The 21,124-nt window shown below is 59.6% G+C and carries 19 protein-coding genes and 1 tRNA gene; 9 read left to right on the top strand and 11 right to left on the bottom strand.

The genetic code is table 11. The features are described 5' to 3' along the window. Window positions 1-843: a nitrilase family protein gene (locus tag BPSY_RS05570; RefSeq protein WP_033494848.1), complete on the top strand. Its 843-nt coding sequence runs from the start codon at window positions 1-3 to the stop codon at window positions 841-843. A 90-nt stretch (window positions 844-933) separates the two neighbouring features. Here the strand turns inward: BPSY_RS05570 and BPSY_RS05565 are convergent, their stop codons facing one another. Genes BPSY_RS05565 through BPSY_RS05555 form a run of 3 tightly spaced genes read right to left on the bottom strand, consistent with a single transcriptional unit; the run spans window position 934 to window position 3,079 of the window. Next, window positions 934-1,446, bottom strand: coding sequence for a low molecular weight protein-tyrosine-phosphatase (locus BPSY_RS05565; RefSeq protein WP_033494846.1), 513 nt, complete (start codon window positions 1,444-1,446; stop codon window positions 934-936). Window positions 1,447-1,476: 30 nt separating this feature from the next. Then, window positions 1,477-2,151 carry a dihydrofolate reductase gene (locus BPSY_RS05560; protein ID WP_033494843.1) on the bottom strand — a complete coding sequence of 225 codons (675 nt, stop codon included), beginning with the start codon at window positions 2,149-2,151 and terminating at the stop codon, window positions 1,477-1,479. Between the two features lie 52 nt (window positions 2,152-2,203). After that, window positions 2,204-3,079 carry a thymidylate synthase gene (locus BPSY_RS05555; RefSeq protein WP_033494841.1) on the bottom strand — a complete coding sequence of 292 codons (876 nt, stop codon included), beginning with the start codon at window positions 3,077-3,079 and terminating at the stop codon, window positions 2,204-2,206. Between the two features lie 274 nt (window positions 3,080-3,353). Here BPSY_RS05555 and BPSY_RS05550 point away from each other — a divergent pair, with 274 nt between their 5' ends. After that, entirely contained in the window at window positions 3,354-3,767 is a 414-nt protein-coding gene (locus tag BPSY_RS05550) for an OsmC family protein (RefSeq protein WP_033494839.1), read from the top strand. Between the two features lie 89 nt (window positions 3,768-3,856). Here BPSY_RS05550 and BPSY_RS05545 read toward each other — a convergent pair whose 3' ends face one another. From BPSY_RS05545 to BPSY_RS05535, 3 genes are all read right to left on the bottom strand, one after another. Then, window positions 3,857-4,927: a universal stress protein gene (locus BPSY_RS05545; protein WP_033495072.1), complete on the bottom strand. Its 1,071-nt coding sequence runs from the start codon at window positions 4,925-4,927 to the stop codon at window positions 3,857-3,859. 267 nt (window positions 4,928-5,194) lie between these two features. Then, window positions 5,195-5,953 carry a C40 family peptidase gene (locus tag BPSY_RS05540; protein ID WP_033495071.1) on the bottom strand — a complete coding sequence of 253 codons (759 nt, stop codon included), beginning with the start codon at window positions 5,951-5,953 and terminating at the stop codon, window positions 5,195-5,197. A gap of 160 nt (window positions 5,954-6,113) precedes the next feature. Continuing rightward, window positions 6,114-7,067 (bottom strand): CHAP domain-containing protein, encoded by a 954-nt coding sequence (locus BPSY_RS05535; protein WP_033494837.1) that lies wholly within the window; start codon window positions 7,065-7,067, stop codon window positions 6,114-6,116. Window positions 7,068-7,455: 388 nt separating this feature from the next. Between BPSY_RS05535 and serC the strand changes: the two genes are divergently transcribed. Next, window positions 7,456-8,598 carry a phosphoserine transaminase gene (gene serC, locus BPSY_RS05530; RefSeq protein ID WP_033494835.1) on the top strand — a complete coding sequence of 381 codons (1,143 nt, stop codon included), beginning with the start codon at window positions 7,456-7,458 and terminating at the stop codon, window positions 8,596-8,598. Window positions 8,599-8,719: 121 nt separating this feature from the next. Here serC and manA read toward each other — a convergent pair whose 3' ends face one another. Then, window positions 8,720-10,165, bottom strand: a complete 1,446-nt coding sequence (manA, locus tag BPSY_RS05525) for a mannose-6-phosphate isomerase, class I (RefSeq protein ID WP_033494833.1) — start codon at window positions 10,163-10,165, stop codon at window positions 8,720-8,722. Window positions 10,166-10,275: 110 nt separating this feature from the next. On the opposite strand from manA, the gene BPSY_RS05520 reads away from it, so the two are divergent. Next, complete coding sequence (locus BPSY_RS05520; RefSeq protein ID WP_033495069.1) at window positions 10,276-10,530, top strand: DUF2530 domain-containing protein; 255 nt, start codon at window positions 10,276-10,278, stop codon at window positions 10,528-10,530. Between the two features lie 81 nt (window positions 10,531-10,611). Here the strand turns inward: BPSY_RS05520 and BPSY_RS05515 are convergent, their stop codons facing one another. Then, complete coding sequence (locus BPSY_RS05515; RefSeq protein WP_033494831.1) at window positions 10,612-11,742, bottom strand: sensor histidine kinase; 1,131 nt, start codon at window positions 11,740-11,742, stop codon at window positions 10,612-10,614. A 261-nt stretch (window positions 11,743-12,003) separates the two neighbouring features. Here BPSY_RS05515 and phoU point away from each other — a divergent pair, with 261 nt between their 5' ends. Next, on the top strand, window positions 12,004-12,675 hold the full coding sequence (gene phoU / locus BPSY_RS05510) for a phosphate signaling complex protein PhoU (protein WP_033494828.1): 672 nt from the start codon (window positions 12,004-12,006) through the stop codon (window positions 12,673-12,675). 212 nt (window positions 12,676-12,887) lie between these two features. On the opposite strand, the gene BPSY_RS05505 is transcribed toward phoU, so the two are convergent. From BPSY_RS05505 to lysS, 3 genes are all read right to left on the bottom strand, one after another. Beyond that, complete coding sequence (locus BPSY_RS05505; RefSeq protein WP_033494826.1) at window positions 12,888-13,631, bottom strand: phosphoglyceromutase; 744 nt, start codon at window positions 13,629-13,631, stop codon at window positions 12,888-12,890. Between the two features lie 102 nt (window positions 13,632-13,733). Continuing rightward, window positions 13,734-14,732, bottom strand: a complete 999-nt coding sequence (menA, locus tag BPSY_RS05500) for a 1,4-dihydroxy-2-naphthoate octaprenyltransferase (protein ID WP_051921741.1) — start codon at window positions 14,730-14,732, stop codon at window positions 13,734-13,736. A 65-nt stretch (window positions 14,733-14,797) separates the two neighbouring features. Continuing rightward, on the bottom strand, window positions 14,798-16,402 hold the full coding sequence (lysS, locus tag BPSY_RS05495; protein WP_415478168.1) for a lysine--tRNA ligase: 1,605 nt from the start codon (window positions 16,400-16,402) through the stop codon (window positions 14,798-14,800). A 292-nt stretch (window positions 16,403-16,694) separates the two neighbouring features. Between lysS and BPSY_RS05490 the strand changes: the two genes are divergently transcribed. The 4 genes from BPSY_RS05490 to BPSY_RS05475 all read left to right on the top strand — a co-directional run bounded on the left by BPSY_RS05490 (window position 16,695) and on the right by BPSY_RS05475 (window position 21,047). Continuing rightward, window positions 16,695-16,771, top strand: a tRNA-Pro gene (locus BPSY_RS05490). Between the two features lie 270 nt (window positions 16,772-17,041). Continuing rightward, entirely contained in the window at window positions 17,042-18,256 is a 1,215-nt protein-coding gene (locus BPSY_RS05485) for an MFS transporter (protein WP_051921740.1), read from the top strand. Between the two features lie 96 nt (window positions 18,257-18,352). Beyond that, window positions 18,353-20,368 (top strand): DUF4037 domain-containing protein, encoded by a 2,016-nt coding sequence (locus BPSY_RS05480; protein WP_051921739.1) that lies wholly within the window; start codon window positions 18,353-18,355, stop codon window positions 20,366-20,368. A gap of 13 nt (window positions 20,369-20,381) precedes the next feature. Further along, the gene (locus tag BPSY_RS05475) at window positions 20,382-21,047 is read left to right on the top strand and encodes a DUF4125 family protein (RefSeq protein WP_051921738.1); all 666 of its coding nucleotides are present in this window, start codon (window positions 20,382-20,384) and stop codon (window positions 21,045-21,047) included. Window positions 21,048-21,124: the final 77 nt, after the last annotated feature.

Raw genomic sequence — 21,124 nt, 5'->3', positions numbered from 1 at the left:
ATGTCTACCACAGTCGCATCAGTCCAATTCGAGCCGGTCTTCGGAGCGGTGGATTCGAATATCGAGCGCATGGAGAAGCTCACACGCGAGGCATCGGCGAAGGGGGCGAAGCTGGTGGTGTTCCCTGAACTGTGCACCAGCGGATACATGTTCTCCTCACGGTCGGAAGCCTATGCATACGCCCAGCCCGCGAATGGCGAGACATACCGCATCATCCAAGAGCTATGCTCGCAACTCGGCGTGTATGTCGTCTATGGTTTCCCGGAACGCTCCGAGGACAATGCCCTATACAATTCTGCCGCGCTGGTCGGCCCCACAGGGCTGCTCGGGGTATATCGAAAGAATCACCTCTGGAATGAGGAGGCTCTCTACTTCGAGCCCGGAGACAAGGGCTTTCCGGTCGTCAATACCGAAATAGGCAAGCTTTCGATGCTGATATGCTATGACGGCTGGTTTCCCGAATCGTTTCGGGAGTGCGCGCTGGGAGGAGCGGACATCATCTGCATGCCCACGAACTGGGTCCCCATCCCCGGGCAGCGCGAAGGGGAACAGGCCATGGCCACCATCCTCGCCATGTCGAACGCCCATGAAAACGGACTCTTCGTCATCGCCGCGGATCGCGTCGGGGTGGAGAGGGAGCAGCCGTTCATCGGTCAGAGCGTCATTGTGGACCATACCGGATGGCTGCTGAGCGGACCGGCCTCGGATCAGCATGAACAGATCCTCTACGCGGATATCGATTCCGGCACGGCACGACGCCAGCGGTGCTGGAACAACTTCAATACGCCGCTACGCGACCGAAGACCGGATCAATACAGCAGAAGCGTTTCACGCCCGATCTAACGCAATCGCCTTCATCCGCTGCGATGCCCGTGTTCGCACCATCGCCGGCGCCGCGGCGGATCCGCATTATGCCCATCCATATCCCTGGGCTCAGAGCTGCCTGGTCACCCAGTCGACGATGTACGGGGCGGCGCTCTCGATCTGGTCTATTGCCGTCTCGAACTCCTCAGGACCGCCATACCAGGGGTCGGCGAGATCAAGAACACTGTCGTCACCGGATGCGCGTGCGGCGACCTCGGGATCGAAACTGCGGTACATATGCACCGCAGGCCTTTTATCGGCCGGCAGCAGATGCAGCAAAGAGCGCCTGTGCGCGAGCGTCATCGGCAGCAGCAGATCGGATTGGACCGCCTCTTCATGAGTGATCCTATGGGCGAAATGATGCTCGGGCAAACTATATCCGCGTTCGAGCAACACCTTCTGCGCACGCCGATCGATGGGATTGCCGTACTCCTCGTCGCTGACGCCACTGGAATCCACAAGCACCTGATCGGTGCCGATCCCCTGCCTTGCGAAGAAGTCGGCCAACACGATCTGCGCCATGGGCGATCTGCATATGTTGCCGGTGCATACGGTCATCACCGTATATTGTTTGGGCTGCATGGACGGCTCGTTTCTGATGCTTGTTCCCACTCAGCGGGCTTTTTCATAGTTGACGAAGCGAAAACGACGCACCGCGTCGCTTTGCCGTTGCGGTGACTGCCAGTCCCCGGACTCGCTGACCCTCCACAGACCGGACTCCACAAGATCGTCGAGATCCGGCGCGAAGGTATCCGCATCGACCTTCGCATCGATGAACGTGACAAAAGCCTTGTCGGCCTGGCTGAGTATCGCCTCGAAGAGCTGGGCCCCTCCGATCACCCAGATCTCCGAACGATCCATCCCATCGTCCGGTATCGACTCCTGCCGGGCGATGTCCAGGGCCGCCTCGAAATCATTCACCACCGTGGCTCCGGGTGCCTGGTAATGGGGTTGCCGGCTCACGACTATGTTGTCCCGATTGGTCAGTGGGCGGTAACGCTCTTCAAGGGATTCCCATGTTCTGCGCCCCATGATCACCGGATGCGAAATCGTGAGTTCCTTGAAATGCCGCAGGTCCTCGGACAGATGCCAAGGCATCGTGCCCTCGTAGCCGATCGCACCCTCACGACCGGTCATATCGCGGGCCTGCGCCCATATCAGATTCACGGAATAGGGTTTTCGCCGAGACGTCCCCGATCTGTCCCACTCCGAATTGTCATCATCATGCCCGGTCCGACCGGGCTTAGGTTCGTGATAGCCGCTACGACTGCTACTGTCATGCTCCATCTAAAAGATTGCTCCTTATCAAACTGTATCGAAAAGTATTGTAATGATGCCCTCAGACCGCCACAGGCGCCTTGATCGTGGGGTGATGTTCATAGTGCTCAACGCTGAAATCCTCGTACCGGTAATCGAACAGGGAGTCCGCCTTCCTGATCCGCAGGCTCGGATATGGATAGGGCTTGCGTGAGAGCTGTTCGAGGACCTGATCGATGTGGTTGTCGTACACATGGCAATCGCCACCGGTCCAGACGAATTCACCCGGCTCGAGTCCTGCCTGCTGGGCGATCATCAGGGTCAGCAGCGAATACGAGGCGATGTTGAAGGGCACCCCGAGGAACATGTCACAGGAACGCTGGTACAGCTGGCAGCTCAGCTTCCCGTCGGCGACGTAGAACTGGAAGAGCGCATGGCACGGCGGGAGGGCCATGTTCTCGACTTCGGCCGGATTCCATGCGCTTACGACCATCCTGCGGGAATCGGGATGATGCTTCACCAGATCCAATACATTGGAGATCTGATCGATCGTTCTCTCGGGATCGTTCGCCGTCGGCGCAGGCCAGCTCCTCCACTGGACGCCGTAGACGGGTCCGAGATCGCCGCTTTCGGGATCGGCCCACTCATCCCAGATATGCACCTGGTGCTCCTGCAACCAACGTATGTTGCTGGAGCCTTTCAAAAACCAGAGCAGCTCATAGGCCAGACCTTTGAAGAACACCGTCTTGGTGGTCAGCAGGGGGAAGGAATCATGCAAATCAAAACGCATCTGCTGACCGAATAATGAAATCGTTCCCGTCCCGGTACGGTCGGACTTCAGCGTCCCCTCATTGAGGATTCTGCGCACCAGATCCTCATAAGGCATCGGTATGTCGGTCTCGGGGCGCGCAGGGATTCTGGAACGGATATCAGCCAACTCTTGTTCTGTTAAAGCCATGCTGTCTAATCTAACGCATCCCCCGCCTACCGCACAGCACTCAGCCTCCAGCTCACGATACTTCCATATGGGCGGCGCAGCGGCACACCTCCGGTGGGATGTTTCCGGAAGCCGTCCCCGTCCCGGCGGCCCGAGCGGAGCCGGCACGCGGACGCAGCTGTGAGAAGAATATCCCTTTTGACGACGTTGGACACTAGATTGGGAGAGGTCAGGATGTGACAGCAACATCCATCATGGTGAATCACAGGATGAATCACACGAGTTTGGAGGAGTCATGGGCAAGAGGCTGTGGGTCGAACGCAATAAGGATGGTTCTTGGGACGCTTTTTCCGAGGATGGGGCCCATCTGAAGTTCGGCAAAGGCAAAGGTGTGTTCTCCCCCGGAGATCTGATGAAGATCGCCCTGGGCGCTTGCGCGGCGCTCTCAAGCAGCTTCGCCGTGGAACATTCGCTCGGCAAGGGCAAGGGACCCCATGTGGTCATTGACGGCAACTACGATGCCGAGAACGATACCTATCTGGCATTCACCGAACAGGTGACCGTTGACGCCACCGACGCGGATCTCAGCGACGAAGAGGCCGAGAAGCTCAAGGATCGCATGACCCGCCACATCGAGAAGGCATGCACGGTGAAGCATACCTATGAGCGCGAGACCCCTGTACGCATGCAGGTCACCGTCCGCCACTAGGTCCTTCGATACGGCGAGGCCCCCGCTTCCACACATCCTTCGAGGATGATGGAAGCGGGGGCCTCGCCGTATCGTAGCGAATGCTGGTGCTACTCCGGCTTGTCCTGCCCCTCTTCATGGCGCAGAGGATCGATGATCGTATCGATGTCCCGGGCCAACTGGGCGTCTGCCGGCGGTATGTCGATCTGTTGGACTCCGCTGATCTCCTCAAGCGACATCACCGGCACATCCGCCGGCGAATTCGGCACCTTGCCGGATTCCGCGGCCTCGACATACTTCCTCGGAACCACATACACCGGGCTCACAGCATGCTGCAGCAGGCCCTGGCTGGTGGAACCGAGCAGCAGACCGGTGAAACCGCCACGTCCGCGGGATCCGACCACAACCACGTCGTGTTCGTGACTCGCCTTGGTCAATGCGTCCACGGCCGATCCGGGAACAATGGACTTGAAGATGCGCAGATTAGGATATGCGGCCTGCAGGGGCTTGATTCTCACATCCAGGTCCTCCATATAGGATTCCATGATGCCGTGCTCTTCGTCCGAATCGGAACCCGTAAGACCATCAATGCTGGGCACCGCGAGCATCACATCAAGCTCGGCTCCCCAACTATCGGCGAATGATGCGGCTATTTCCAACGCCTTGATTCCCCAACGGGATTCGTCGGAGCCCACCGCCACCTTGGTGATCGTATTGTTCAAATGCATCAATTTACCGTCATCATCGGTGTATGGCACCACGATGATCGGGCAATAGGCGTATGCCGGAAGACTCGAACTCGTGGTCCCGAGCAGTCTCTCCGCCAGACCACCCTTGCCACGGTTGCCGATCACGATCAGATTGTAGTTCCTTGACAGCTCCACGAACACTGATGCGGGATCCCCCGTGACGATCAGCGTCGCCGCTTGCACGCCCTGTTCGTCGGCTATCGCCTTCGCTTTGGAGAGTATCTCCTGGGCATCGTTATGAGCCGCATTGTCGTCTCCCAAAGCCGTGTATGTGGCATCGAACGACACCGCAGCATAGCTCGGCAATGAATATGCGCATACGATCTGCAGCGTCAGGCCGGCATGCTTGGCGTAATTGGCCGCCCACCATGTTGCCTTATAGCTCGCATCCGACCCGTCGACACCGACGAGTATCGCCTTGTCATTCACCATGACGACCTCCCTCTGGTCTGTGAACAGTGCAACTGAACCCTGTTCATTCACTATCAGGATAGCGCGGCAAGCTGTCAGAACGGTACCGTTCGCTGGATACTGCACAATCGGCAATCAGGCGCACGCGCGGCCGTGATGCGTGATCAGCGGCGTTTCCGAGGCTCATCCGCGCCTTTGCGGATTCGCCTGGGGAAAAAGATCGGGAAAAAGTTTGAGGCACCCCGTGGGGTGCCTCAATATCAATGCATGAATGCTTCCGGAAAGATGTCACAGCACCCGTCGGATGGAATACCCTCCGGTGAAGGATGTGGCCACTGAAGAGTAGGCCGTTCCGACCGATGGCTTCAGTGCATTGACCACCATGCCGCCTCCGGCATAGATGCCGACGTGGGTCGAGTTCGCGATGAGGTCACCGGGCTGAGCATCGGCGAGGCTGGCGACAGCGGTGCCCACGGAAGCCTGCGCACCCGAGGTACGCGGCAATGAAATACCGAAGTGGGCGAAGACGTACTGGGTGAAACCTGAGCAGTCCCAGCCGGTCGTCGGGCTGGTGCCGCCATACACATAAGGAGAGATGCCCACGAATTGGTTGGCATAGGAGACCACTGCGCTCGAACTGGCGCTCACCGTGGTGGCTGTTGCCGATGCCGATGCGGAAGCGGTCGATGTGGACTCGCTGCGAGTCTCACTACGGCTTGCGGCCGCCGACTGTTCGGCAGCTTCCGCCGCTGCTGCCGCCGCGGCCTCCGCGCGCTCCTGTGCAGCCTGCTCCGCCGCCTGTTCGGCCGTCGATTTGGTCTTCGGCACGCTCATCGTGCCAAGGCTCCATTTCGAGCTCGATTCGACGCTCACCGAAGTCGACTCCGCAAGCAGATCCTTCTTGGTCTGGTTGACCTTGGGGAAGGAGCGTGAAGAAGTGACGCCATCCTTATCGGCCGCATTTGCCATGGGCGCAGTAAAGGAAAGTAGTGAACCTGCGACTGCAACGGTCGCAAGAATGACAATATGCTTTCGTGTGCTCTTCATCAATCCCACACAATAGCATATGAAGCTTGCGGCATTCCTTCACAGAAGCAACAAAGACGGCTCCATAGGCATCAAGGCAGTGGAATTCTTGGCGACACGCCATATGTCCAAGATACGGGCACCCGGAAATGACGACGACACCTTCGTCCGGGAATACGACTCAGTAGTGAATGTACTGGAAATCATGCACATTGGTGAATGTGCGCGAGAAGGTCTTGCCGTTGTACGAGGATCCGCATTCGGATGTGACCACTGAACCGTCGGCGTTGATCTTCTCCACGATGGCGACATGACCATAGGCGGAAGACGATCCTTCCTGCCCTGTTCTGAAGACCATGATGTCCCCGACATTGCGCGGGGTGTTGTCGACCCAGTACCCCAAGGCCTGGGCTGAACTCGCCCACTGGTGTCCGTCACCGAAATGCGACCCGACGGGCAGGCCCAGCTGGTGTCTGCGCAGGTACACCCACCATGTGCATTGGCTGAAGGAATACGCGTTGCCGCTGTCGCCTGTGGCGTGGTCCGGATTGAACCCGGAGGGCAAAACGTCCTTGTTGGCGTCGAGCAGCTTGGCCACAACGGCATTGTCGGCTTTGGCCCGCGAGAGTTGGGAGGTATCGATCTTCGAGTCGCCCAGAGCCCACGTACCCTCGCTGCCGTTATTGGCCGAGGATGAGACGCCCTCGTTCAGGGAGACCCTGGATTGGGAGCGGGAAGCCGCGGAGGCATCGGAGGAAGAGGTGGAGCTGTCGCTGACATTGCGGACCAGGGAAGTCGTGCTGCCACCATCAGTAGAGGATGCGTTCACCGATCTCGGACCGGCCAGGGCGATGGAGCCGGCGGCGGTGCCGACCAGGGCGGCCATTGCGGTTCCGGCCAGCAGGTGCGCCTTGTGCGCATTGCGCTTGGCGGCGATCCTCATCGAACGACGTGATTCAGGGGCTACTTCATTCAGCTTGTCGGCCAACGCGGCATCAACGGCGTTCAGCACTTCCGCTGCCTGGGAACGTCTCCGGGTCATCGATCTGCGGCCCTGCTCACCCAATGTGGTTATCGCAGAAGTTCTTGCGTGCGCATGTGAGGTTCTCCTCGTGCTGTGCGCGGCATGCTTCATATAAAAAATCTCCTGTAAGGGCGTATTGGTGCTACATGTGACCTGCGTCACGTAACCATCACAATTAGGCAGGTTACAACGAGTCGGTTACCAAAGTCCAATGCGATGACCGGGGATGGCCTCGAATCCCTTCGACCCGGGTCATACCCATCTGGCGGGACCCCTTGGGATTGCAAGCCTTGCGGTAGGGCTTGCCCGTGGCGAGAAAAATTGTGAAGAAATTTCCCGCGCGCATCCATACCCTGGATGATACGGGGCTCCGTGCCTCCCCCGCTTCGCCATCGCACGATGCCGCCCGGCCGCCCGCCTTCGTCGATCCAGGTTCGGGTCCTTCGGTATGCGCGGACACCCGCGACAGCAATCCATCGGTGTGGATATGGTGTTCCCTATGACCAATACTGTGGAAATTCCTGATGCACTGTTGCCGGAAGACGGAAGATTTGGTTCAGGTCCGAGCAAGATTCGCCGCGCTCAGATCGAAAGCCTCGAAAGCGAATGGAAAACACTGCTCGGCACCTCCCATCGCCAACAGCCAGTCCGTCAAGTCGTCGCATCCATCCGCACCGGTCTCGCCGAACTCTTTTCACTTCCGGAAGGATACGAGGTCGCGCTCGGCAATGGAGGCGCGAGCGCCTTCTGGAGCATCGCCTGCGCAAGTCTGATCGAGCATAAGGCCGCCTTCGGCGTATACGGCTCGTTCAGCAGGAAATTCGCCCAAGAGGCGGCGGGCGCGCCCTTCATCGACGAGACCGTCGTCTTCGAATCAGATCCCGGAACATACAGAATCCCCGACTTCCGCGAGGATGTGGACGCGTACTGCTGGGCACATAACGAAACCTCGACGGGCGTGGCGGCCCCGATCATGCGTGTTGCAGGAAGCGCCGCGCAAGGCGCGCTCACCATCATCGATGGAACCAGCGCGGCGGGCGCGCTGGGCATAGACATCACACAGGCCGACGTGTATTACTTCTCGCCGCAGAAAGCCTTCGGAGCCGATGGCGGTCTCTGGTTCGCATTGCTGTCTCCGGCCGCCATAGAACGTGCGGCACGCATCGAAGCTGAGGCGAAACGCCCCGGGTCCAAGCGATGGATTCCATCCTTCCTCTCGCTGAGCACCGCCTTGTCGAATTCCCGCAAGGAACAGACCTTGAACACCCCATCGGTCAGCAATCTTGCACTGATGAGCCAGCAGATAGCCTGGATGAATGACAACGGGGGTATGCAGTGGACCCAGGCGCGCTGCTCCGAGTCCGCCGCCAAGCTGTATTCCTGGGCGGAACGCTCCTCATTCGCCTCACCCTTCGTGAAGGATGAGCAGGCACGATCAAACAGCGTGGTGACCATCGATATCGACGACCGCCACAGCGCCGATCAGATCATCGCGGCACTCAGGGAGAACGGCATCGTGGATACCGCCGGATACCGCAAGCTCGGACGCAACCAGTTGCGTGTAGGCGTGTTCCCCTCCGTGGAGCCAAGCGATGTGGAGAAGCTCACGCAATGCATCGATTACGTGGTGGACAGGCTGTAGACAGGAAGCCCATCACCGGACCCCATGTACGGATGCAGCGTCGCATCCGTACTGCTGCCGCTTGTTCTGATCGGGCCGCATCCCCCTCCGGCTATGGTCGCGTCACGGGCATGCGGTCGGTTTAGAAGGGCGTGGATGCGAGCAGATACGATCCATGCGCCGCTGTGGCATCTGGATGCGGACTGTCCATATCCAGGGTTCGCTCCCCCGCTGGTTCGGGTGCTGCGGCAGTGATGTCAACCTGCCCGTCGCAGGAGGGGATGAAGACCGCCTGCCCCTGCTGCAGATCCATCGCATCATGCTTCGTGGAACAGTGGATCGCCCCGTCCGTGCACAGCAACACGCGCGGTCCGCGGTCCGGCAATTGTTTGCGCTGACGAAGAAAAGGCTGCGGACGCAAACGCAGGAGCAGCTCCCCGTATCGCTGTATCAGACGCCCGGCGATCGGCCACGGTGAGGTACCGACATCCACATGCCCGTATGCCAGCATGAATTCGTTGATATGCGGTTTGTACGTCACCAGATTCTGCATCGACAGTATGCCGAAGGATGTGTTGGACGGATCCATTGGGGAATCCGGCTGGCAGTTCAGACTATGCAGCAGATTGGGGATGTCCTTGTGCTTGGCCGTCATGCCCGCTCTCAGTACGTTATCCGAGTTGTTCATGATTTCCGCTGCCGTCCCATGTATGTAGGCATGGGGTGTACCTGCGGGGATGAACACCGATTCCCCCTCGTCCAATGACACGGGATTCATCATGAGCAGGCACAGGATCGACGGATCATCGGGAAAAGCCTCGACCGCAGCCAATGCATTCGCCAGAGCGAGATGCGAATTCCCATCGGCCGAACGGTCCGCATCCCTCAGCGCGGGTTCGAGCCCTGAACCCTCCTGGGCGGCTGCGGTGATGGCCAAGGTGAAGGCCCTGAAAATCCGCCGTCTCGACTCCGGCCATGTGATGGCGCTCAAGGGCATCAACGCGTCGAATGCCTGGTGCTCCGGATCGAATGCCGCATTCGGGGTACGCGGTCTGGGGGCGCTCAGCAGTTCGGCCATATGCTGCGCCAGAGGATGCCGCACGCTTTCCAGCAATCTGATCTGCGACAGAAGCGGCGCGAATCCGACCGCGGCCGTGAAAGGCTCCAATGCGACCACCATCTCGTTTTTGGCCAGCGGATCCTTGAAGGAACGCTCCGGTGCGTCGGCTGCGATGCCTGCGGCGTTTTCCCGGTTGAAACCCGCACGGGCCTGAAAATCGAGCGGGTGCACTTGCAGGGAAAGCGGAATCCTCGCGGATATCACTTTGAACAGATATGGCATGACCGGACCGAAAAGATGGGAACTGCTTTCGCCGAGCATCTCCTGTGGCGATTGGCGGACGGCTTGCAGCACGTCGATGCTGGACCCGTCCGGCATCCGCAACATCGAGGGTGACTGACGGTGACCGCTGAACCACATTTCGGCAAGGGTCTTCGCCTCAGCATCGCGCTGAAGATGGAACATCGCCTGCAACCGGTCCCGTGATCCCCATGCATAGGCTTTCTGCACAGGCTGAATCCGATACACGCAACGCCCCTTCCGCCATTCATCTTCCAAAGCTTCTACCGTATGGTATTCGACCCCGGTCTACAATCTCAAACTCGAATCAAGGTTACCCTGCGCGCTACTGTATGGATATGAGGTTCGCACCAATCTTCAAGCCAGAGGCACGCAGACCATCCCCGAAACCGACGCAGGTCGATTTGCGCAAGGTCTTCGTCGCCGGAACGAGCCTCTGGATTCTCGCCCTGATCGTCTTCGTCTGCCTGTGGCTCGCGGACCTGCAGCCGCTGGGTCCGGCCCTGGTCTGCGTGGCGGGGGTGGTCATCGGTGTGTTGCTGCTGATCTGGGAACACATCAAACGTCAGGAGTACCGCCAACTCGGCGAGTAGCCCCAATCGGAAATCGATCCCGCACGAGGGTGCCATTCAACAGTGGCGCTATTCAACAGTGGCGCTATCTGGCCAAAGGCGCTATCTGGCCAAGGGCAGCAGCAGGCTGAAGGTGCTGCCCTGTCTCGGGGCGCTCCAGAGCGTGACGGAACCGTTATGCGTCAACGCCACGTGTTTGACGATCGCCAGGCCCAATCCCACGCCTCCGGCGGTGCGTTCGTTCTGGTTGTCCCCACGATAGAAACGCTCAAAGATATGCTCCCTCTGGGCCTTGGCGATTCCCGTCCCCTGGTCGACGACCCTGATCACGGCATGTGACCCCTCCGAGGTCTTGCCGACGGCCACATTCACATGCCCGCCCTTGGACGAATATCCGATGGCATTCTCGACGAGTTTCCTCAGTGCCGCCGTTATCTGCTCGGTGTCGGCATTCACCAGCACATCGCCGTCTCCCCCGACCTGGATGGTCACATCGGCCTCCTGTGCCATCGGCTCCAATGACCGTGCGACCTTCTTCGCCAGCTCCAAGGGTGCGATCCGATTCGTGTCGTTCGGGACGACCTTCTCCTGGGCTTTGATCAGCAGCATCAGGTCGGCCACGGTGTGCTCGAGGTGGAGGCAATACTGCCGCAATGACCGGGCATCGGCTGCAATCGCCTCCTGGGGCTCCTCGCCATGTTCCAACCGGGAGGCCAGCTGTTGCAGGGCCTGTATCGGCTTGGTCAACTGTTCGGAGACATTCGTGATGAAGGCGTCGCGGGTCTGTGCGAAACGGATGTTCTCGCTGACGTCATCGACCAGAACGACGACGAAGCTGTCGTTGATGCGCCCCACGGTCACATGCAGCCAATTCGGGCGTGACACCTCGCTGTGCAGGGCCTCGTCGCCCTCGATATGCGGCCCTTTACCCTTCGATTGCCCGTTCTTCCCCGACTTCGCCAGGAACTCCTGCGGTGTATCGGTCGTGACGTCCACATGGCATTTGCCACCGGATGCGCGAACCTTCTCGATGGCCGCAAGGACTTCAGGCTCTATGACCGTGTCATTGCGCACCACGCCCAGTCGGTATGCCTCCGGGTTCGAGCGTACGACCTCATTGGATCCGTCGACGATAATCGGTGCCGTCGGCAGCATCGCCAGCAATGCGGCGGTGGATTCGTCAAGATCGTCGATCTCACCCGACTCGTCATCCCCGTCACCTTTGCCGAGCATGTGTTGAAACCTTGATGTCAAAGAACCCATGAGGTGCCTGCCTCCGAACGCTTAAACCGTTGATACCGACATCTTTCCCGGTCACATTCTACTCATGACCGCACTCCCAGATATACACGCCCGGCGCTCATGACATCGGACGAAAGCATGAACAGTGAGCTAACTCGCAGTGTTTTTCTCCCCTTTTGCATGACGAGGACGGCCTCTGCCTATAGACTTGAGTCGAGATATAGTTTGGTCACGAGAGAGGGCATAGGAACAATGCGCGTTATTTTCAACGAAGAGTTGAAACAGGTCGCAGACGACCTAGACCGAATGGCACAGGATGTCAGCCGAGCGATCCACGGTGCAGGCGATGCGCTGCTCAAATCCGATGTGGAGGCCGCGCAGACGGTTATCGACGGAGATATTGAGATCGATGCGCTGGAATCCAGCGTCATTGATCAGTGCATCCGTCTGCTTGCCAAGCAGAGCCCGGTGGCGACCGATCTGAGGGTGATCGTATCGACCCTCAGGCTTTCGGCAACATTCGAGCGTATGGGTGATCTCGCCCGCCATATAGCGGAAACAGCCCGACGCACCTACCCGCAGCCCACCCTGCCCCCGGAGACCCAGCAGCTCTTCACCGAGATGCAGGAGTTCCTCGATATGACGGCCGATCGCCTGGTCTCCATGCTGTCCGACCGCGATGCCCAAACAGCCGAACGGATCATCGTTGATGATGATCAGCTGGATCAGCTGCACCACCAGACCTTCGATCTCGCGCTGTCCGATGAGTGGACCGGTTCCAAGCAGCAGATGATCGATATGGTCCTGCTGGCACGCTTCATGGAGCGTCTGGGCGATCATGCGGTTTCGGCGGCCCGTCGCGTCGTCTACATCGTCTCCGGTTTCGATCCGACCAAGGAGCCTGCGGGCGAAGATCCCGACTGAGTCTGACGACTGATTCACGTATATGAACAGTTTCGCCCCGTACCGTCCGATGTGATGACGGTACGGGGCGTTTTGTTCGACCATGGGCGGTGGATGGATACCCTTCAATCACCACATCAATCGCATATGGTCGTCCTGATAACACAAGATGCCGTGTTGGTCGGGGATCCCTCCCCAAGCAACACGGCATCCGGTATCACAGGGTGAAACTACTACTTCTTCTGGCCCTGGGCCGCGACGGCAGCGGCACCTGCTGCGGCGGCCTCTGGGTCGAGGTACTCGCCACGCGGCTTGATCGGCTTGAAGTTCTCATCAAGTTCATACAGCAGCGGGATGGCCGTCGGGATATTGACCTTGGAGATTTCCTCCTCGCTCAGACCATCCAGCATCTTGACGATGGCACGCAGGGAGTTGCCGTGTGCTGCGATCAGCACGGTCTTGCCCGACTTGAGCTCGGGAATGATCTCGTTCTCCCAGTATGGTGTGACGCGCTCGACCACATTGGCAAGGGCCTCGGTCTCGGGAACGGGCTCGCCTGCATAACGAGGATCGCCGTTCTGGGAGAACTCGTCCTGAGGATCGATTTCCGGCGGTGGAGTGCCGTAGGAGCGACGCCAGATCATGAACTTCTCATCGCCGTACTTCTCGCGGATCTCTGCCTTGTTCTTGCCCTGCAGCGCTCCATAATGACGTTCGTTGAGATGCCAGCTGCGCTTGACGGGAATCCACAGACGATCCGCTTCGTCAAGTGCCAGATTCGCCGTGTTGATGGCGCGGCGCAGCAGCGACGTGAAGACGATATCCGGCAGGATGTTCTTCTCTTTGAGCAGGTCGCCGCCGTGCTTGGCCTCCTCGACACCTTGCTCGGTCAGCGGGACGTCAACCCAGCCGGTGAACTGATTGGTTTTGTTCCATGCGCTCTGGCCATGCCGGAGCAATATGAGTTTGTATGTCATACATGCATTCTATGCGGACACTTTGACCATGAGGGCAGTCTCCTGCGGCAGGACCAGGCATCCCGACGGTACATGCGCGGGGCATCCCATTGGCCTTATGCGTCAGGCCATCAGGAGGAGCAAGGTGATATGCGTCGCCGCGTACGCCAGCAGCAGCGCCCCGCTCCTGCCCAGGGCGCTTTGATAGCGTTCCGCGCGAATGGCACGGATCACCGCCCAGACCAAGGCCAGGAACAGGAATCCGAACACGGGCACGGGCCAAAGCCCGTATACGCCCGATGCCACGGCCAGATACAGGGCATATCCGGTGATGTATGCCACGGCGAGCGTCGGAACGATCAGCACAGCGAAAAGGAGCTTCACGGCATTCCGGCGCCCCAGACGGACGGCCACCGTATATTTGCCACTCCCCTCATCCTCCTCGATGTCACGCAGATTATTCACCATCAGCATCACACAGGAGAGCAGACCGGTGCAGCATGCACCGATGATGCCGAAGATTTCGACTTCACCCGCCAGGGCATATTCGGTTCCCAGAGTGGCCACGCCGCCGAAGCATATGAAGACCAGCACCTCGCCGAAACCAAGATAGCCGTAAGGATGTTTGCCACCCGTGTAGAACCATCCGGCAATCAGGCACGCGACACCTACCGGCAGCAGCCAGAAGCGCCCCGAGAGCACCACGACGACCACGCCGGCGATGCAGGCCATCCCGGCGCTGATCGCGGCGGCGAGGAGCACGGCACCGGGTTTCACGCCGGAGGCCACCAGACGTTGGGGCTTCCCGACGACGACTTCGGCATCATTCCTGGAAGCGTCGACGCCGCGCACACCATCCGAGTAGTCATTGGCGAAGTTGACGGCTATCTGCATGAACAGGGCGAGCAGGATACAGGCCGTGAGCACCGGCATGAACATCACCGAGGCCGCTTCGTAACGCTCGGCCGCGACCCGGCAGAACTCCGGCACCGGATATATCGCCGGGCATATCGTGGACTGTTTCAGAACCCCTGACGCCGACGCAGCCCCGACAAGCACAGGGGCCACGCTGGCAGGCAATGTCCTGGGCCGAATTCCCCTGATCCACAGCTTCCAATCCATGCTTCACAGTCTACCCAACGGCCATCGCCCGCGAAGCCGGCACAACGAGCGCTGTGCGGAGCGCCTCAGATCTGGTTCCTGGGCTTCACCAACGGGAATGTTATCGTCTCACGAATCGTCGCTCCCGTCAGCGCGATGAGCAGACGGTCGATTCCCATGCCCATACCACCGGCCGGGGGCATCCCCACTCCGAGAGCCTCAAGGAAGTCCTCGTCGATGTCCATCGCCTCCACATCGCCGGCCATGGCGAGTTTCGCCTGTTCGACGAAGCGCTGTCGCTGCACCACGGGATCGTTCAGCTCCGAATAGCCGGTAGCCAGCTCGAATCCGCGGACATACAGATCCCATTTCTCCACGACTCCCGGAATGCTGCGGTGCGACTTCACCAAGGGTGATGTCTCCACCGGGAAATCACGCACGAATGTGGGTTCATAGAGCTTGTCCTCCCAGAAGTGCTCCCACAGATGCTCGACCAGTTTGCCGTGGTTCTCCGCCGTTTCTCGCTCAAGTCCAAGTTTGTCCGCAATCGCGCGCAGATGCTGGACGCTCGTCTCAGGTGTGATCTCTTCACCGAGAGCCTCGGAAAGCGAGCCGTACATCGTCATGGTCTTCCATTCGCCACCGAAGTCGTATTCGCTGCCATCCGTAAGGGTCACCGTGGTGGAACCGAAGGCGTCCTTGGCTGACTGCTGGATGAGCTCCTTCACCAGATCGGCGATGGTGTCGTAGGTGCCATAGGCCTGGTACGCCTCGAGCATCGTGAATTCAGGGGCATGGGTGGCATCCACGCCTTCATTGCGGAAATTGCGGTTGATCTCGAAGACGCGGTCGATGCCACCCACCAGGCACCGCTTGAGGAAGAGTTCGGGGGCGATACGCAGGAAGAGATCGATATCGAAAGCGTTCATATGTGTGGTGAAAGGACGTGCCGCCGCCCCACCATGCACCGTCTGCAGCATCGGAGTCTCGACCTCCAGGAAATCATGCCCGCCGAAGGTACGGCGCAAGGAAGCCACCGTGGCCGAGCGCCTACGCACCATATTGCGAATATGCTCGTCGGCGATCATCGCGATATAAGGCTTCCGCGTACGCTGTTCCTCGTTCAGTTCCTTGTGCAATGCTGGAAGTGGCTGCAAGGATTTGGCTGCGATCGACCAATCCGTGGCGAATACCGAAAGCTCACCGGTTTTGGATGCGATGACACGTCCGCGCACAAAGAGGTGATCGCCCAGATCGACAAGCTGCTTGAACTGCTTGAGCGAATCCGCACCGATCTCACGCTTGGAGATCATCGCCTGAATTCTCGTGCCATCACCCGATGCCAGCTGCGCGAAGCACAGACCGCCCCCATTGCGGAGGAACAGCACCCGGCCCGCAATCCCCACAACGTCCTGGGTCTCCTCGCCCGCCTCAAGCGTGCCATCATACTGGGAACGCAGTGCCTCGATGGTCGTGGTCACATCGAGATGCACCGGATAGGGTTCCAGACCCTCCTTGAGCATCATCGCACGCTTGGCCACACGCATCTGCACCTGCTCGGGGTGTGCGTTCGCGCCGAATTCGGCATTGCTCGGGTCGATGGCGTCATCAAGCGCGGCACCCTGCTCCACGCGCTTGCCTATGGCTGCGTCCTGATCAAGGAGCAGTTGGGCGCGCTCAACGGTTGTCATCGGTGATGGAGCCGTCGACTCCGCTTCGGATCCCTCATTCTGCTGGTCTGCTGCCTGGGCATCTAATGCCTTCTGATTCGACTCGGTCATAAGCCCACAGTGTACGCAGAAGGCGATACACCACGGCGACGACGGCTTCACGGACAGCCGCGCTCCGCTGGCGACGATGTGCGCACCAGACCGTCTGAATGCGGGGACGCCCTCCACATGGCTTTATTTGGCGTCGTCACGCGCGCAAATCACGGTGTTTGGCGTTTGGTCCGGGGTCGGTGTAACATCTGACACGTTGTATCGGGGTATAGCGCAGCTTGGTAGCGCGCTTCGTTCGGGACGAAGAGGCCGGGGGTTCAAATCCCCCTACCCCGACCAGTGATCCGATGGATCATATGTGTCATCACGCGATACTTTATATCCGCGCCAAGCTTCATCCGTATATGCCCGGAACGGGCGAAGCGCAATGCACCATCGAATGCCCGATATGGCTGTGTCGGGCACCCCCTCACGCGATACTATGTGAGTGCGCGTCGCAATCAGCGCATCGCAGGATGATGTCTGTGATGAGAACGACGGTTCCGCACCACGGTGTGGGGCCGTTTTTTCTTGGTCCAGCGTGGGGAAATGAATCATAAGAGAGCAGCCATGAAGAAAAGTCTTATTGCGCTGGCTTCCGGCGCATTCGCGCTCGGTGCCGCGGAATTCGTGATGATGGGCATACTGCCCCAGTCGGCTCACGCCATGCAGGTGAGCATACCCGAGGCGGGTCATTTCATTTCCGCATACGCGATAGGCGTGTGCGTCGGCACCTTGATTCTCGTCTTCGGCAGAAGGGTCCCGCCGAAACGCTTGATCGTGATCTTCATGATCCTGATCATCATCGGCAATCTCCTGTCAGCCGCATCAGTGAACGCACCCATGCTGATCCTCGCGCGCTTCGTTGCGGGGCTGCCCCATGGTGCCTTCTTCGGCACGGCGACCCTGATCGCAAAATCCGTGGCCGATCCAGGCAAGGAGGCCAAAGCCGTCTCCCTGATGATCACCGGCCAGACCGTAGCGAATATGCTGGGTGTTCCTGCAGGAACCCTGCTGGCCCAATATCTCAGTTGGCGCATGACCTTCGCCGCATTGTCGGCGTGGGCGGTGCTCACCCTGTTTCTGGTGATGATATGGGTTCCGGACATCGCCGCCATCAAAGACGCCGGGATCGCCGGTCAATTCAGATTCCTCCGACGCAGAGGGCCTTGGCTCATCCTCGGAGCCGTGTTCCTGGGCAATGCGGGTGTGTTCTGCTGGTGGAGTTATGTATCGCCCTGGCTGGTCACCGTCGGAGGGTATCCGGCTGAGATCGTCCCTCTGCTGATGATGCTGGCAGGTTTCGGCATGGTCGTCGGCGGTCTGGCAGGCGGCACACTCACCGACAAGTGGCGGCATGCCGGAACGGCAGCTCTGGGGCAGGCCATTTCCGGCATCGGTCTCCTTCTGGTGTTCCTCGTTCCCGGATCCATGCTGAGCACGGGTCTGTTCACCTTCTGGGTCGCCTTCGGGCTCTTCTTCATCTCCTCACCGCAGCAGATACTCATGGTGGAAGCGGGCAAGGACGGTGGGGAGCTCATCGGCGGGGCCGCGGTTCAGGTGGCATTCAACCTGGGTAATGCGGTGGGGTCCATTGTCGGAGGGGCCACTTTGGCGGCGAGGAACGATTATCATCTTCCTGCGCTGGCAGGAGTGCCTTTCGCGGTGGCTGCCGTCGTCCTGCTCATCGTCTATTCGTGGCGCCACGAGACACATACCGACGCGCTGCAACGCATGCGTCAGATCCACAGTGCGGAGATCGGATCCACGCCGGAACAGGCCTAGACCAGCGATCATATTCGGGCTTTCCGGGCACCCTCGCCTACACTTGGAGATGCAGCGAGTCCTCACGATGCCGGATTCGCAGGCAAGGGGGCCTGAATGAATCACCACAGCACAGGTGGACAGCCGGATGATGCCATTGACATCGATGCCCTCCTCCAAGGGCTCGATGACATCTTCGCGGCGAATGAAGCGCCCTCGAAGGCCGAACCCTATTTGCTCAACGCCCTGCGGATCGCCCGTCATGCCGACGATGACGCCGCCGAACTCAGCATCCTGAATGAACTGATGGGATTCTACCGTTCACAGGGCAGGCATGACGACAACGCTCCGGTCATTGAGCGGGCACTCATGCTCACCGAGCGGATGCACCTCGAAGGCAGCGAGGCATGGCTGAGCACGCTGATCAACGCAGCCACCAGCCAACGGGCTGCGGGCAACGTGGATGACTCGGAGCGCCTGTATCTGCTTGCATTGAAATCCTCCGACCGCATATTCGAAGGAAATGACCGGCGTCTGGCGGCGTTGCACAACAACCTCTCCATGCTCTATTCCTCGATGGGCCGCTACTCGGAAGCGGAACACCAGCTCGATCAGGCCCTGAACATCCTTGAACAGGCGAGTGTGAACCCTGCGGAAGACATCGATGTGGCTTCAAGTCACAGCAATCTCGCCTTGCTGCTGCTCAATACGCCGTCCCGCACACAGGAGTCGCTCGACCATGCCGCCAAAGCCCTGGAAATCTATCATCAGGGAGGGCTTGAAACACGTGCCCACTTCGCCGCGGCCCTGGCCGCTTATGCGCAGGTGCTCGCCCATGCCGGCCGTCCTGCCGATTCGCTTCCCTACTATGAGCGGGCCCTGGAGACGATCGCCCTGCATTACGGCCCAAACAGCGAGTACTACAGAACAACCGAAGCGAACCTGGAGTCCGTTCGCGCACTCATTCCTTCACCTGATCAGGCACACGAAGCGGCACAGGACGTTCCGGCACATCCCGATGCGAAGGATGGTCCCAGGAGGCGCATCCCGCACGATGGTGCCCGCCCGATCCAACACGGAGGGAAGGGATCCGACGGTGGGGGACGCGAAGGATCCCGCAGCATCACCGGCATGGAACTCTCCAGGGCGTACTGGGAACGATATGGCAAAAGCCTGTTGGCCGAAGGCTACCCGGATTATCAGGGACGCATCGCGGCAGGCCTGATCGGCCACGGATCGGAATGTTATGGTTTCGATGATGCGCACTCCCGGGATCATGATTTCGGTCCCGGATTCTGTCTGTGGCTCAGCCATGAGGATTTCAGTCGGATCGGCACCAGGCTGCAGCAGGACTACGAGGCCCTGCCACAGGAGTTTCTGGGCTTCGGTCCGCGCGAAACAAGCGTTCGGGCACGAGGAAGCGGCCGCAGGGTCGGGGTGTTCGAGATCGGTGATTTCTTCCGCTCGATCACGGGCTATGAACAGGCCCCTCCCCAGGATCACCACGCCGAATGGCTGATGCTCGACGAGGCCACACTGGCCGCGGCGACGAATGGGGAGATCTTCGCCGATCCATTCGGAAGGCTCTCCCGCACACGGCAGGCCTTCAAGCTGATGCCGGAGGATGTGAGGCTTGCCCTGATTTCGAAACGCCTGGGCATGATCTCGCAGTCGGGACAATACAATCTTCCACGCATGCTGACGAGGGGCGATGGAGCCGCGGCCTGGCTGTGCATCGAACAGTTCACCAGCGCCGTCTCATCTCTGGTGTTCCTGCTGAACACGCCGATCCGTGCAGGATACCTTCCCTATTACAAGTGGTCTTTCGCCGCCTTGCGCCGATTGGGTTCAAGGATGGGCACGCGTCTACCCCATCTGTTTGGGCCCTTGGAATCGCTGATGCGCATCGCTTCGGCCGCGTGTTTCGGTGGGCACGGTACCGCCGAAGGGGAAGCGGGCTCGGAGCCGGCCGCACGCCAGGCGATTGCCACCATCGAAGCCGTCTGTTCCGAGATCGTCACGGCCCTGCGGCAGGAGGGGCTGAGCGACAGCGATGAGACCTTCCTCGAATGGCAGCGACCATATATCGAAGCGCATATCCACAGTGCGGATCCATGTCTGCACAGCATATGAGGGAAGGACGATTATGATTCCTGGAACGACGACGAGCAGCGTGGCACCCGGCAGCAATGCGGAACTGGCCGAAAGCATCGTTGCGCATGAATGGTCACAATTCCAACGGGTCAACAACGAAGGCGGACCGGCGAGCTGCCAAAGCAACTGGCCGGTCTTCCACCAGATGAGACTCAGTCAGTTCCTCGCATGGCCGCGTGATCTGCTCACGAGCTACGCACATGATCTGGAAGCGGCGGAGCGGTCCGGGCGCAACCTGCTCACCGAGAAATACGCACGCATGATGGAATCCACCGTGCCCGATGAATTCCACAGGTCGATAGAGCCCTATATCCCGAAGATCTCCGCGGCTCGCCAGGCAAGGCAGGAGCGGATCATCGTGATGCAGCTGGGCTGGGCCCAGGATTTCATGCAACGGTACCGGGCTCTCGGAGCATCGATGCGCACACTTCGTTCGGCTGACGACACAGCTGAGACGACCTCATTCGAAAGCTATCTGCGGGGCGAGCTCGGAACATACAGCGAAGCCACACTGGCACTCTATGAGAGCATGATGCAAAGGCTTATCGAACGTGGCTCCAATCTGACGGAATCCATCGTGCTCAATACGATGCGCATGGCCGGATACAGCACACTCCAGGAGGCGGAGCAGGCGCTCGAACAGGGGGATCGCTCCTAGGCCATGCCTTCCGATCCACCGCCCGCAAGGCGTGGGATCCCCATCATCGGATGCTTGCAGGCGTTCACGATTCATCG

Origin of the sequence: Bifidobacterium psychraerophilum (assembly GCF_000741705.1) — a bacterium.
Taxonomy (GTDB): domain Bacteria; phylum Actinomycetota; class Actinomycetes; order Actinomycetales; family Bifidobacteriaceae; genus Bombiscardovia; species Bombiscardovia psychraerophila.
Note: the sequence above shows the minus strand (reverse complement) of the source record. Positions and strands in the feature narration are given on the sequence as shown.